This window comes from Petrimonas sulfuriphila, from assembly GCA_038561985.1.
Classification (GTDB): domain Bacteria; phylum Bacteroidota; class Bacteroidia; order Bacteroidales; family Dysgonomonadaceae; genus Petrimonas; species Petrimonas sulfuriphila.
The window spans coordinates 1,203,505-1,218,221 of sequence record CP073276.1 but is presented as its reverse complement, the minus strand read 5'-3'; the positions used below and the strand labels follow the sequence as shown (position 1 = coordinate 1,218,221).

General features: G+C 42.2%; 9 protein-coding genes and 1 pseudogene. All 10 read right to left on the bottom strand.

Going from position 1 to position 14,717, the window contains the following annotated elements:
- Positions 1 to 3 precede the first annotated feature (3 nt).
- Positions 4 to 1,421, bottom strand: a pseudogene (locus KCV26_04885) (DUF4185 domain-containing protein).
- Positions 1,422 to 1,544: 123 nt separating this feature from the next.
- Entirely contained in the window at positions 1,545 to 1,955 is a 411-nt protein-coding gene (locus tag KCV26_04880) for a DUF4945 domain-containing protein (GenBank protein ID WZX37715.1), read from the bottom strand.
- Positions 1,956 to 2,050: 95 nt separating this feature from the next.
- Positions 2,051 to 3,859, bottom strand: a complete 1,809-nt coding sequence (locus KCV26_04875; protein ID WZX37714.1) for a RagB/SusD family nutrient uptake outer membrane protein — start codon at positions 3,857 to 3,859, stop codon at positions 2,051 to 2,053.
- Between the two features lie 11 nt (positions 3,860 to 3,870).
- Positions 3,871 to 7,014 carry a TonB-dependent receptor gene (locus tag KCV26_04870; GenBank protein ID WZX37713.1) on the bottom strand — a complete coding sequence of 1,048 codons (3,144 nt, stop codon included), beginning with the start codon at positions 7,012 to 7,014 and terminating at the stop codon, positions 3,871 to 3,873.
- A gap of 41 nt (positions 7,015 to 7,055) precedes the next feature.
- Positions 7,056 to 8,255, bottom strand: coding sequence for a DUF2961 domain-containing protein (locus tag KCV26_04865; GenBank protein ID WZX37712.1), 1,200 nt, complete (start codon positions 8,253 to 8,255; stop codon positions 7,056 to 7,058).
- Positions 8,256 to 8,542: 287 nt separating this feature from the next.
- Complete coding sequence (locus KCV26_04860) at positions 8,543 to 10,318, bottom strand: L-fucose isomerase (GenBank protein WZX37711.1); 1,776 nt, start codon at positions 10,316 to 10,318, stop codon at positions 8,543 to 8,545.
- A 129-nt stretch (positions 10,319 to 10,447) separates the two neighbouring features.
- Positions 10,448 to 11,464 (bottom strand): LacI family DNA-binding transcriptional regulator, encoded by a 1,017-nt coding sequence (locus tag KCV26_04855; GenBank protein WZX37710.1) that lies wholly within the window; start codon positions 11,462 to 11,464, stop codon positions 10,448 to 10,450.
- 132 nt (positions 11,465 to 11,596) lie between these two features.
- A complete protein-coding gene (ychF, locus tag KCV26_04850; GenBank protein WZX37709.1) occupies positions 11,597 to 12,700 on the bottom strand; it encodes a redox-regulated ATPase YchF in 1,104 nt (367 codons plus the stop codon).
- 102 nt (positions 12,701 to 12,802) lie between these two features.
- On the bottom strand, positions 12,803 to 13,723 hold the full coding sequence (rluF, locus tag KCV26_04845; protein WZX37708.1) for a 23S rRNA pseudouridine(2604) synthase RluF: 921 nt from the start codon (positions 13,721 to 13,723) through the stop codon (positions 12,803 to 12,805).
- Positions 13,723 to 14,667: a quinolinate synthase NadA gene (gene nadA / locus KCV26_04840; GenBank protein ID WZX37707.1), complete on the bottom strand. Its 945-nt coding sequence runs from the start codon at positions 14,665 to 14,667 to the stop codon at positions 13,723 to 13,725. Before nadA ends, rluF begins: the two co-directional genes overlap by 1 nt.
- Positions 14,668 to 14,717 lie beyond the last annotated feature (50 nt).

Here is a 14,717-nt window from a genome sequence, read left to right as displayed (position 1 = left end):
TTGTTAGTTCTGGAATTTACCCATATCCGCCATTTCAACCTTCATCAGAAAAACATTGTAGGGCATCCACATCGACATCAGGAAATAGAGACTTTCCCCGCTTACCGACAAGGGGTGAAAGTACGATCCGTACAATTGTGCATAATCTTTTCCCGCAGCCAATTCGTACGGTTCACTCCAGGGACCGGTAACCTGTTCTGCAGTGCGCATGGTGATATTGTACCGGTCACCATTGAAATAAGCTATAAACCATTTGCTGAACGTCTCATTATAAATGAATGACAGTTCTCCTACTTTATCATCAATAACAACGGTTGCCTGATTTTCATCTCCCGTGATCCATTGACCGGAAGATCCGTTCCAATACTCATAGCGCTCTCTGTTTTCGATGTCTTGTTCACGAAAGCGGGCAAGAACGGCTTTGCTGTCTCTGCCGGTCTGTGTGCCGATCATATAGACGTACCCGTCTTTCTTAAAATACCCACCTTGTCCGAAAGGGCTATTGGAAGAGAATGTGATGGTTTCACATTTCTGCCATGTTTGTCCGTTATCCGTTGATTTGTACATCCCGGAATAATTGGTGATCCAGCCGGTCCAGTTTCTCATATTGAAGTAATGGACATAATCGATACCGTTGGCACGGACGGCAGCTGTAGGAATGGAGGTCCAGTCACCATTACCCGATCCGTCTTTCCCACCATATACGATTTCACGGGCATCCCCCCTGGCATCGGTAGCCATACTGCTGAAAGCAAGTCCGTCTTCCAGTTTTTTATCCTCCGAGAAAGCCAACACATTACTTCTCCAACTCCCTCCGTTAGGGCCTGGATTGGCAGGATTTGGCTTAAAATCGCGCCCGAATGTATCGCCAAAAATATTCCGTATCTACCCGGTTGCATCTCCCAGACAACCCCCAGATCAGTTCCTCCCACATTCCATTTCAATGTATTATTGGGGCTAGGAAAGGTTTCTCCAGCCATAGGGGCTCCGGTAACACGTGCTATCCGGCTTACTGTACGAATAAAAAAACCCCACCGGTTGTCTACATTAAGCGAAACTTCCTTGGAAACGTTTCCATCCAGATAAACGGCCTTCAGTAGGAGTTTGAAAAAATCAGGATCGGAAGGCTGCACTGTATATGTAAAAAGGTAAGACGATGAAAGCTCACTCCGGTTAATCTTTTGCGAATAACTTTCTCCTCCACTTTTGCTAACCATTAAATAATCAATGTCATCAATATTTTTAAACGTAAGAATTGCAGAAACAACTTTTGTCTCCTTATGGGGTATAAGATCGGTTTCAGCTGATGAGATCTCATCAGCAGGCACATAAGGCTCAGCGCCTTCTTCTTTGCTACAGGACAATACAATCATCGTAACAATAACAAAGGATATACATATAAAATAATTTTTTCTTTCCATCTAAATTCTACGCACAATTTTCAGCAAACAAGGATTAAAAGGGTGTACCGCCAGGAAGCATCATTAACGGTATGCACCTGTCCGTGGTACACCCTTATCGAATAAATTACAACTTACCGATCATCATTTAATTTCAATTACAGCTCCTTCTGAAAAAACCCTGTCCGTAAACCCTTCCTCTCTTGCTTCGGCAGTCAGAAAGCCCAGCAATTTAACTATAAACCTGTACTCTTTATCCGGATTTATTGTAATATTTGCTGACTTAACTTCATTGAATACGGAAACTTTTTGCCTGTAGATGCCATTTTCAACCACCTGAATACTTGTCTCCAAAGGCCTTCTGAAATCTTCAGGAATATTGTCCGGTATCTGCCACGACAGCGTAATCACATTCCCCTGTTGAGTGTATGATAAATTTTCCACTTTGGACAAAGAATGATTGAAATCTTTCCTGTCGATAATGTCTCTATCGTAGCACCCGGTAAACAGGATCAAGGTAAGTGCTGCAATAATTAATTTTTCTATTTTTTTCATACGATATTGTTTTACTATTTTACACTAAGGTTGTACAGAACTCACCTATTATCGCGCTTGTTCTACAACCATAACATAGGTTCTTACCCGGAGGATTAGTATCCGGGGTTTTGTGTATAGGTACCTTTAGCCCACTTCATCTGATTTTGCGGGATAGGGAAAAATTCATCACGTCCGGCAGTAAACCGGGCGTTTGCCATCCATGAGAACCGGGTTTTCTCCACGGTAAAATAGTTGTTCATAATCTCTTCCAGATTTCCCCAACGCTGCAAATCGAAGAAACGACGTCCTTCACCGGCCATTTCCAAGCGGTTTTCCCACTGCATTGCTTTCCAGGCAAAATCTTTATCCCAGACACAATTCTCACCCGGCTTGTAAATCTCAACATGATAGTTCATTACCGATGTTCCGTCTGCTTTGATTAACCAATCGGCACTATTAGCAGCTCGTTCACGAACTTTGTTGATGGGTGCTAACGCTTCGTTCCACCTGTCCAACTGAATAAGTACTTCAGCTTTCCAGAGCAAGACCTCATCGTAACGAATCATCCGCTTGTTCATAGAATTGAACTGCCATCCATCATACAAAAGACAATCACAACCGGGGTGAGGCAATTCTTTTACTGATTTCAGCCAACCGTATTCGGCTCCATTCCTTATCCCCCTACTCTCAAAAATCAAGCCCGGATCGTATTTCCACGGATGTCCGGGGACACCTGCAGTATGGCTAAAACGAGGATCCCAACTATATTTTCCGAAATATTCCGGATTTCCAGCTTCCACAAGGGCAATGTTATCACTTCCATCCGTATTCTTGATATAATCTCCGTAACTGTCTTTATTGTAATCGTCAAACAAAGGTAATCCGTCAGGTCCTGTTTTAAAGGCATTGCCCATATTGTAGCTTATGTGGTGGAATCCGCAACATTGAAATCCGCCCCAGTTCCAGGGGTGATTCAACCCTTCCCCCCGGTTTATTTTTCCTCCCGTAGAACTGCCATCATCAATGGAATATTGAATCTCCCAGATTGATTCCTTCGTATTGTTGTCGGAAGTATGGATAAAGTTTTCTCCGAAATTTCCACAAAGACCCACTTTTTCACCTTCCTGATCGGTAATCTTATTCAGGTAAACCAACGCTTCCGTAAGCCTGTCTTTGTTTATATTGATTACCTGATGCCTGTCGTCTTGTTCGTATGCCATAAACATTAATGTTCTGGCAATCATAGCCGTTGCAGCATTTTTATCTACCCTGCCTTTTTCAGGTTGTGTAGCCGGCAAAGCATTTTCCGCATCTTTAAAATCACTAAGAATCCGCTCCCAAAGATACTGATCATTCGGAAACTTGGCGTCTTTGTTAGGAATTGCTTCAAATTCACCCGAACTACCTACCACATTTTCGTCGATATACGGCATATACTTGAAAAACTGTTTTAACCTGAAATGTACGAAAGCCCTGATAAACTTCATTTCTCCTATTCTTACGCTTTTCAACGGATAATCTTCCTCGGCGATATTGTTCAGTTTCTGTATTGCGGTGTTGCTGCGCTGAATAATCTGATAAGAAACATACCACGGATAATCTATCGGCCAGCCATTTGCTGTCAGGTTCACAAAGGTTTCCATGAAACCCCATCCATCACCTCCGTCCCAAACGCCGCCTCCTCCTTTATAGGAGTCGTCGGAACGCATGGATCCGGACCACCAGGGCGAAAAAGGCGAATCCCAGGAAGGTATGTCGGTAATCCTTGCGTAAGTTGCCGTTACAAAACCTTCCATGTCTTCGGGAGAATTTAGTAAGCCTTCATCCAACACTTGTTTAGGATTCACTTCCAAAAGATCGGAGCAATTGTTTGCCGTAATGAGGAAAGCGATGAGTAAAAAGATATATTTTAATTGTTTCATAATCTATAAATTTAGAATGTTACATTAACTCCAAAAGCCATCGTAAGCGGTGTCAAATATCCGTACCCGGGCATTTCCGGATCAAAACTGGTGTACTTGTCGCTTCCCCATCCTTTCTTAAGCGTAAGCACATTGCGCGCCGAAGCGTAAATCCTAAGGTGCTGCATCATCATTGCTCCTGTAAGTTTCTTGGGGAAAGTGTATCCCAATTCTATGTTCCTCAGCTTCAGGTAGGATCCGTCTTCCACAAAATAGGAAGAAAACCGTTGTTCACTGTTGGGATTTGAATTGGATACAGCCGGGATATCGGAATCGGCATTATCAAAATACCAGGCATTCAGGATTCTTTTTTCGTGATTCTTTCCTGCAGGAACAGAAATATTCCACAGATCACTTTCCTGTTTCCAGATATTATTTACCTTATTACCATACACTCCCTGGAAAAAGATATTCATATCGAAATTTTTGTACCCGAGGTCAAAGGTAATCCCTCCGAAAAAATCCGGATCGGTAATCCCGATAAAAGTCCTGTCATACAACTCATCAATAACTCCGTTGCCGTCCAGGTCTTTATAACGAATTCTCCCGATAGCTTTTCCGGTCTGCTCGGCATGGTTATCCACTTCTTCCTGCGTTTTGAATATTCCGTCCGCCACCATCCCATAAAGGATATTAGGCGTTCTGCCAATTACAAAATCACGCATACCATCTCCCGGATAGCGGTTAATCACATTTTCTGGAAGTTCGACCAGCTTTGTCCTGTAAGAGCCGATATTAGCCGTTATAGCATATTGAAAATCAGCAGTAGGGTTATTTCTGTAAGTGACTTCAAACTCAACACCCTGATTATTCATATTAGCCCCATTGATCCATGGTTCTCCTCCTTCACCCATTGCGGCAATGTAGGGGACCTGTACCAGTACATCGTTTGTTTTTTTAAAATAATAGCTTAATGAGCCAAATAAACGTTGATTCATAAAACCAAAATCCACAGCAACGTCGGTTTGTTTTGTCGTTTCCCATTTAAGATTAGGGTTTCCCAACCAGGTTCTTCTGTAACCTGACCAGAGGGGGCCACTTTCGTTACCTTCTATCGGGTAAGATGTACCAAAATAATCGGTTGTGAAAGGAGTGGAGGTATATCCGCGGGGTAAACCTTGTACACTTCCGTTAGCACCCCAGCTTGCACGAAGTTTTAAGTCAGACACAACTTCGATATCAGCCATAAAGGGTTCGTTATTAATCCTCCACCCGGCCGATACCGCAGGAAAAGTAGCATATAGGTTGTTCGAACCGAAAAGTGATGAGCCGTCACGTCGTAAAGTGAACGAGAGTAGATATTTCGAGTCATAGGCATAATTCATTTTACCAAAGAGCGAGAAATAGGTAAATTCATCTGCAGAACTACCCAGGGAATATTTTGTACCGGTAGTCACCCCAATGTGTGCAAAATCCCTGTCTTCCAAGTATATTCCCTCTCTTCTGGCCGAAAATCCTTCCTGTACAAAACGGGTAAACTCAGTACCGGCTACTGCATCAAGCGAATGCCTTCCTGTAGTCAGATTATAGGAAAGCGTATTGGTCCAGACATAACTCAACGGATGGGACTGGTAACTCCCTACGTAATTCTCCCCGTCGCTGTTCCTTCCTCCTGTTTCAGACCAAATACCATCTACCACTCTGCTATAAGCGTTTCCGTAATCTACTCCAAACTGAGTACGTGCCGAGATCCCTTTCCATATATCGAGGTCCAGGAAAACATTCCCGATTATCTTCACGTAATTGTTAATATTATCCTTATTCATTGTCAATACACGTACCGGATTGGTAAAGTCATCAAAACCGGGAGCTCCCGCCCAGTTACCATTAATGTCGTAAACGGGACCTGCAGGAGGATTGATCATCGCCCAACGGGTCTCATTCGCATCCCTGTACTGCAGGTAGCTCAATGCGATATTTTCACCAATTTTCAGCCGGTTGTTCAACAGTGCATATTCATTATTGGCACGCACCGAATATTGTCTGAAAAAGGTATGAATTTGCGTACCCTCGTTATTGTAATAACCCAGTGAAAACAAACTTTTGGACCGGTCTGTCCCCTGGGATACAGTTACCTGGTGGTTTGTCATCATGGCGGTACGGTAAATTTCATCCATCCAGTTGGTATCCGAACCCCTGGCTGTTTTTTCCGGATTAAGCCATTCTGCAGGTTTCACCCCATCAAGAACTGCCAATCCGTTGTCGTTTCTGTGCCAGGTAAAATCATAGGTATTAGGCAACGACATAGATACACCATACACTTTCTCATCATATGCCTGTGCCCTGAAAGCCGCTATTCCATACTCTTCCGCATTCATTAACGTGGGTTTGTTAACAACAGAACTGAATGAAACACTTCCGTTATACTCAACGGATATAGCGCCTTCTTTTCCTTTTTTAGTCTGGATAAGGATGACGCCACCCGATGCACGCGCACCGTATATACTCGCTGAAGCAGCGTCTTTCAATACCTGAATTGATTCTATGTCCCCGGAATTGATGTCCCTGAGGTTAAGATTTTCCGTGGGCATCCCGTCCAGCACAATCAACGGCTTTACACCACCAGAAAGAGAAGAAAGCCCCCTCACTTGAATGGTTACTCCTTCGGCTGGATTCCCCCCGTTTGTGGTGATATGGACTCCGGAAAGTTTTCCCTGTAACGCCTTCATAGCGTTGGCCGAAGGATTTTTAATGATATCACTGCTGGTTGCTATGGAGACGGATCCGGTAAGATCGGCTTTTCGTTGTGTCATATAACCTGTGTAAACCACTTCTTCAAGCATGGTTGCATCATCTTCCATAACTATATCAATTACGGTCATTCCTCTCACAGGGTGTTCCACTGTTTTCTTTCCTATAAAAGAGAAAACCAGTATCGACTCTTCCGAAGGGACATTTAACTGATATTTACCGTCTACATCGGAAGTAGTACCGATAGTAGTACCTTTTACATACACACTTGTTCCCGGTAAAGGTTCATTTGTACCTTGCTCTGTAACGATTCCCCGGATGGTTTTTGCCTGTTTTATTTCGTCAGGCATTTGGATTGCGAAGGTGTATACATTGATTCCCAGAAACAAACAAGCCAAAACGAGTTTGTTGATAAAATTTTTCATATGATATTATTTTATTTTTAATTTTATTCTCTCTATGATGATCACTCATTCCCCCACAACTGAGGATCATTCCCTTTTGCTTTCCGCCATGCATCTCTCCAACGGTGCATATCCATATGATTGATAAACGGTTTCGGTTTTCTCATTTCCTGGGTAGGTGCAGGTGGAAGCATCACCGCATTTTCCTGATACCAGTAAGCGACAGTAGCCAGATCAAGGGTCAGGTTATTGTTATGTCCGGTCTCAATGGTTCCCTTTACTGCGGTTTCAAAAAAGATGGGATCGTTGATAAAGAACCGGTATACATGGGTCCTTCCCAACCAGCCTATATCGTTGTTTACTCTTGGATAACCGAAATAAGGATGGGAGAACGGTTCTTTTGGACACCAGGAAGTGTTGAAAAAATCTTCGGTTCCGGTACCGATCAGTGAAGGTGTTTTTTCTCCGTCGATAAACCACATATCATCACCTTCACCGTACCACATAGGGGTAGGGGAGTGAACATAATAGTTAATCCCTACAAAATGCCCTTTCCCTTTTGTATCGATAAAGCAATAATTTCTATCTCCCTTCTTGTTGGGTTGCTGCGGTCCCGTTAGCGACCATTCTGTCTCTCCTTCGGGTAATGCTTCAGTAAGGCTGTGATTGTACCAGGCATGAAAACGTCCCGTTCCTTCGGGTAATTTAGTCATTTCCAGATAGTCGACATAGAAATAAAAGGCATTTATCGTTTTGCCGGTCTGATTTTCTATCTCAATTCTTGCACCTTTACCGAAGGGCATTGCGAAATAACTGCTCATGCCGGTCCCGTTTTCAGGTCCAGCTGATAAAGGAAGAGAAGCATAATTATAGCGTTCATCCCACCCCTGGCCAAAGAACGGCCCGATAGGAGATTCCACGGAGGGATAGTCGTTCCCGTCCCAATACATCCTGATAATAATATCATTTCTGCTTAATTCACCCGGTGGTGGAGCAATGGTGACCCAGATGTGATTGATCACACCAACACCTTTAATTTCCGCAATCGTCCTTTTTTCACCGGGACGGAAAGGTTCCAGGTGGTCGCGATTTCCCCCTGTAGGATCGGTACTGGATATCCTCCTGTTTTTTACCCCCGATTTCAATTTTGCCAGCTCAAACATTTCCCCCACGGACTCTGTCTGGGAAAAGAGGGGGAGCGAAAGTACAATTCCCAGAATAAGAGTGCTTAATTTCAGCATTTTAAAATCATTTTTTTTCATTTCATCCATCTATTTAGTTTATAAGAATTTCAACTTTCGCAAGTATCAGTTATCAGACCTTGTGCACTAACAACGAGACATTTAGCTGTTTTGCGGGGACACATTCCGCGCAGCCTTGCGTTAAAAAAGAAAAGTTGTTTGAGCGTAAGCGAATTCTTTTCTTTCAGTAAGCAAGCGGCAGACGGGTCGCAAAAGCAGCGGGAATCGAGTGTTAGTGCCAACCAAAGAAGCTTGCGAAACTTAAATAAGAATCAGACTACTTTTCGCCATACAGAAGAACCTCCAACCTATCTGTACAATGGCCCGTAAACGGCGCATGCACGGTAATCCGCACCTTCGTTGTCAGATCCGAATGCCGACCAGGCATCGGGCCGGAAAATCTTTTCATCATCTACATTGTGCATATTCACGGGAATGGAAATTGCCGAAGCCAACGTAATCAAATCGGCCCCAATATGTCCGTAGCTGATAGCCCCGTGATTGGCTCCCCAATAATTCATTACCGAATAAACATCTGTGAATCGCCCTTTTCCGGTAATTCTAGGAACAAAAAAAGTAGAGGGCCAGGTTTTGTCCGTTCTTTTATTGATAATGTCGAACACATGAGCGGGAAAAGTAGCTGTCCAACCTTCGGCAATCTGCAATACCGGACCCAGCCCTTTTATCAAATTCAACCGGCACATGGTGACCGGCATCCCCCGTTTGGTCAGAAATTGAGAGGAAAATCCGCCTCCACGCATATATTCCAACGATGCAGGATGCCAGGTGGTGGCTTCAAGCATTTTAGAGACTTCTTCATCGGTAATCTCCCAAAAAGGCTTCATTACGGGATTTCCATCCTTATCCGATTGTTGCCCGGTTCCATCCAACGTACAGGAGCCCGAGTTGATCAGGTGGATAGCCCCGTCTTTCAACAATCCATCGGGCTTCCAGCCGCTAACTCGCTCAATGGCCTCGGGACTCCAATAGGTGCGTACGTCGGCAAACATTTGCGAAGTGTTGGTTAGCAAATGATTGAAAAGCATACTGATTCCGTTCAAATGATCGTCCTCGGTAGCAAATGTGAACGCTTCGCGTTTTCCGTTCCAGTCGAAAGAAGAGTTTAGGATAGCTTCCGAAAAATCGCCGTCCGGCAAGAAATCAGTCCATTGCCGTTGTCCCTGGAAGCCTCCTGCAATGGCATTATGCCCGAGCGCTTCTTCCCCGAATCCCATTTCATCGAGTTTGGAATTTCCAATCATTAAATCACGCATGACCAATGTCATCTTTACAACAAATTCCCAGTCTTTGTCTTTCTGTTCCCTGCTGTGTTTAAGGTGTTCCGGATTGAAATCTTCGCCTTCACGCGACATACAGTTTTCTTTTGTCCAGGCCAACGCTTTCTCAAATTCTTCTTTATCGTAAATTTCAAGTTGGATACGACGAAGGACTTCACTGGCATCCACCTGTTCAGTACGCATGCCTAAATAATCCTGCAAAAAATCGGGATTTACCATGGATCCACCAATTCCCATTGATACCGAACCAATAGCCAGGTATGATTTTCCACGCATAATGGCAACCGCCAACCCGGCACGGGCAAACCGGAGAAGTTTCTCTTTTACATCATCGGGGATTGCCCCGTCGCCAACATCCTGAACGTTTTTGCCGTAAATTCCAAAAGCAGGCAGCCCTTTCTGGTTATGAACAGCAAGCGCTGCCGATAAATAAACCGCGCCAGGGCGTTCCGTGCCGTTGAATCCCCAAACTGCTTTTGGCATAAGAGGATCCATGTCAATGGTTTCAGATCCGTAGCACCAGCAAGGCGTCACGGATAAAGTCAAACCGACCCCTTCTTTTTTAAATTTTTCGGCACACAAAGCCGCTTCCTTTACTCCACCGATCGTTGTATCCGCAATGACACACTTCACAGGCGATCCATCAGGATATTTCAATGTTCCGGAATACAATTCAGCCGCACTTTTTGCCAGATTCATGGTCGTTTCTTCCAACGATTCACGTATTCCCCCGCGTCTTCCGTCAATTATCGGGCGAATGCCAATTTTAGGATAATTTTGTTTCATATATAAAAAACTTTTAGAATTTTAATTAAACGTTTAACTTAATGGAAAAAAGGGTAAGCATTTTACTCCTCAAATAAAAACCAATAGAGTTAAACGTTTAACTTAATAAATAAATAAGAGTATAATTGCTTACAGGTACATCATGTTTTCGTTTAATACTAACTCTGCCCCTACAACGACATTTTTAGTTCCTTCACTTTTCATTTCAATTTGATCGATTAATAATTCTACCGCATTTTTTGCCATCTCTTTGATGGGTTGTTTAATAAAAGGTACAGCGTAGGGTAAAATATAAAAAGCGTCATTTTCGTCAAAGCACATGATTTGAATGTCTTTTTGGATATTGATATTGTTTCTGATCAACTCTTTTACTCCATTTATGGAAATTGAATTGGTTGTAAAAAACAAACCATCTGATTTTTCTTTCTTTGATATTAAATTACATATAGCCCTTTTGATGTCATTTTTTAAAAAATCGTACCGGACTTCTTCTACCATTTCAGGATCGTAAATACCCGCATGTTTCATAGCATCCACACTACCGCGCTTTCGTTCATTTATATGGTAATGATCTTGTTTATAAGTAATCAGACCAATTCGTTTACACCCTTTCTTTATAAGCTGCCCGGTAGATCGATAAGATATCTCGTAATTATTGATCAACACCGAATTAACCGGCAATTCTGGAAAGCTCCTGTCAACCAACACAAACGGAATCTTATTGCTTATTAATCTTTTCAAAAGATACTGACTATTTTCAGTGGGCGTAATAATTAGTCCTTCCACTTGCCGGGCATACAGAAATTTCATTAAATTCTCCATTTCATTCAACTGCTCATTGGTATTTCCTATAATCACACTATACCCTCTTTGCTCGGCATAAATTTGTATATGTAAGGCCAACGCACCAAAAAAAAGGTTGGAAATATCAGCAATGATCAAACCGATGGTTCGTGACTTGCCTACTTTTAATCCCTTGGCTAACGTGTTGGGAATATAATTCAATTCCGAAGCCTTATCCAATATTTTTTGCGACATCTCACTGCTTACACGGCCTGACATGTTTTTACCATTCAAAACAAGAGAAACGGTTGCGGTAGAAACCCCTAACTCTCTGGCAATATCTTTTAAAGAGACTCTTTTCAAACCTGATGAAAAAATAATAACATTAATTAAGGCAAAAGTATAAGGTTAAACGATTAATTAAAAATTTATTTGTATGTTTTACAACATATTATTAACATTTAAACGTAATTTAGAATAATTTTAAACAGAAAATTACACATTAAACCTGAAGTGCATGATATCTCCGTCCTGAACGATGTACTCTTTACCTTCCACGTTCATTTTTCCGGCTTCCTTAACGGTGGCTTCTGAACCGTATTGTATGTAGTCTGCGTATTTTATTACTTCTGCCCGGATAAATCCTTTCTCAAAATCAGTGTGAATAACACCGGCACATTGGGGTGCTTTCCATCCTTTCTGAAATGTCCACGCACGAACCTCCTGCGGGCCGGCAGTCAGGAATGTCTGAAGGTTTAACAATTTGTAGGCAGCTTTAATCAACCGGTTTACACCCGACTCTTCCAAACCGAGTTCAACGAGAAACATTTCCCGCTCTTCGTAGGTATCAAATTCAGCTATTTCGGACTCAATTTTTGCCGCCACGATCAAAATTTCAGCATTTTCTATCTTTACCGCCTCGCGAACCTGTTCTACGAATTTATTTCCACTCACGGCACTCTGTTCGTCAACATTACAAACATAAAGTACCGGTTTGGACGTTAAAAGAAATAAATCCCGAGCCACTTTATTTTCATCTTTGGTATCAAAAACAACAGTTCGGGCCGATTCTCCTCGCAGCAATGCTTCACGGATTTTTGAATAAACTTCAAAAGCCAGCTTCGCATCTTTGTCGCCGCCGGTTTTGGCTTGTTTTTCTACTTTTTGAATTCTTGATTCAATAGTTTCCAAATCCTTTAGCTGCAGTTCAGCATCGATTATTTCTTTGTCGCGAACTGGATTAATATTTCCATCAACGTGAGTCACATTTTCGTCCTCAAAACACCGCAACACATGTAAAATAGCATCCGTCTCCCGAATGTTGGCCAGAAATTTATTTCCCAATCCTTCCCCTTTACTTGCTCCTTTTACCAAACCTGCTATATCGACGATCTCAACGGTTGTGGGAACAATTTTTTGGGGATGGACCAACTCTGCCAACCGGTTCAGTCTTTCATCCGGAACAGTTATAACACCCACATTGGGCTCAATGGTGCAAAAAGGAAAGTTTGCAGCCTGTGCTTTAGCGTTTGATAAACAATTAAAAAGAGTTGATTTCCCTACATTAGGAAGCCCAACGATACCACATTGAAGAGCCATGTTTTCGAGATTGTTAGACCGTTACGCTTTTAGAGCCAAGTATCAGGGCTTCTTGACGAAAACGGTATGTGAATATTTTTGCGGGTGCAAAGGTACAAAAATTTACTTGGTTTTTCTAAATGTCCTTGGTTGAGGTTTGTTTTTGCCTTTTCCACGTAATTCCTTTGCTTTTGGATTGACAAAACCTTCGTTTCTTTTGGATTGAGCCTTTTTGGAACTATTAAACGACTCTTCATAGGAGGAGCGAAACTTTTTTCTCTCCTGTTCCTGTCCCGAAACAAGGGGTTGTTTTGATTTGGCCGGTTGGTTTTCGTTAGACGAATAAGCAATCGTCGTTTTTAATTCTTTCATTTCCTGTTCTTCCAACAACCGCCAATCGCCTAAACCAATACCTTTCAGTGAAATGTTCATAATCCGGACACGTTCCAGTTTCTCTACTTCATACCCAAAATATTCGCACATCCTGCGGATCTGGCGATTAAGTCCCTGAACAAGAATTATTCGAAAAATAAATTCCGATATTTTTTCAACTTTACACTTTCGAGTTACCTCTCCTAACACTGGCACTCCACTCGACATCCGCTGCACGAATTCATCGGTTACCGGCCTGTTTACAGTCACAACATACTCTTTCTCGTGACTGTTTCCTGCACGAAGGATTTTATTCACTATATCCCCGTCATTGGTAAGGAGAATCAACCCCTGAGAATCTTTATCCAACCGTCCGATAGGGAAAATTCGCTCGTGGTAACCTATATAATCAACAATATTGTCCCGCACACCTTTCTCGGTGGTACTTACTATTCCCCGTGGCTTATTGAAAGCCAGCAAGACAAAATCTTCCTCCGCTTTAGATTCAATAAGCAAACCGTTTACCAACACTTTATCACTTTTGCTTACGAGTGTTCCTATTTCTGCACGCTTCCCATTTACTAATACCTGCCCCTTTTCAATGTATTTGTCCGCTTCTCGCCGGGAACAAATTCCGCTCTCGGAAATAAATTTATTAATTCGTACTGCCATTATAATCCGTATTTAGCTGATATTTCCAACATCCTTTCAATCGGTTTCACTGCTTTCAAACGAACCTCTTCTTCGACAAAAATTTCTGGACGTTCGTTCTTCAAACATAAATACAACTTCTCCAACGTATTCATTTTCATATAAAAACAATCGTTGCAAGCGCATGTAGAATCTTCCGGTGGAGCCGGAATAAATTCTTTATCCGGATTATCTTTCTGCATCTGGTGTAAAATCCCCGATTCTGTGGCTACAATAAATTGTTTATATCCTGAATTCCGGGCAAACGCAATTATTGACGATGTCGACCCAACGTGATCGGCGATTTCCAGGATATATTTCCTACATTCCGGATGTGCCAGTAACAATGCCTGTGGATACTCTTTTTTTAATTCAAGAATTTTTTCCAACGAAAATTGTTCATGGACGTGGCAAGCACCTTCCCATAAAAGCATATTCCTTCCCGTAAGTTTATTGATATAATCTCCTAAATTTTTATCGGGTCCGAAAATAATCTTTTCATCTTCAGGAAGTGAATCCACAATTTGTTTTGCATTGGTAGAGGTTACCACTATATCGGTTAACGCCTTTACAGCCGCAGTGGTATTTACATACGAAATAACCGTATAACCAGGATATGCCTGCGTAAATTTCTCAAATTCATCGGCCGGGCAACTTTCTGCCAACGAACAGCTAGCCATACTATCGGGAATAAAAACCCTTTTTTGCGGAGAAAGAATTTTTGCCGTTTCGCCCATAAAATGAACGCCGCAAAGCACAATGATATCTGCCGTTGTCTTAGCTGCCCATTGTGCCAATGCAAGACTATCGCCTACAAAATCAGCAATATCCTGAATATCTGATTCTTGATAGTAATGTGCCAATATAATCGCATTTTTTTCCTTTCGAAGTGTATTTATTTTTTCAATCAATTCTTTTTTTTCCATTGAACATTATTTATTAATATTATAGTTTAAAAATAAAGAAATATAATGAT

Bases quoted from the DNA above. Each gene is read 5' to 3' on its own strand.
- KCV26_04880 (WZX37715.1), bottom strand. From the start codon at position 1,955: ATGAAAAAAATAGAAAAATTAATTATTGCAGCACTTACCTTGATCCTG.
- KCV26_04875 (WZX37714.1), bottom strand. From the start codon at position 3,859: ATGAAACAATTAAAATATATCTTTTTACTCATCGCTTTCCTCATTACG.
- KCV26_04870 (WZX37713.1), bottom strand. From the start codon at position 7,014: ATGAAAAATTTTATCAACAAACTCGTTTTGGCTTGTTTGTTTCTGGGA.
- KCV26_04865 (WZX37712.1), bottom strand. From the start codon at position 8,255: ATGAAAAAAAATGATTTTAAAATGCTGAAATTAAGCACTCTTATTCTG.
- KCV26_04860 (WZX37711.1), bottom strand. From the start codon at position 10,318: ATGAAACAAAATTATCCTAAAATTGGCATTCGCCCGATAATTGACGGA.
- ychF (WZX37709.1), bottom strand. From the start codon at position 12,700: ATGGCTCTTCAATGTGGTATCGTTGGGCTTCCTAATGTAGGGAAATCA.
- rluF (WZX37708.1), bottom strand. From the start codon at position 13,723: ATGGCAGTACGAATTAATAAATTTATTTCCGAGAGCGGAATTTGTTCC.
- nadA (WZX37707.1), bottom strand. From the start codon at position 14,667: ATGGAAAAAAAAGAATTGATTGAAAAAATAAATACACTTCGAAAGGAA.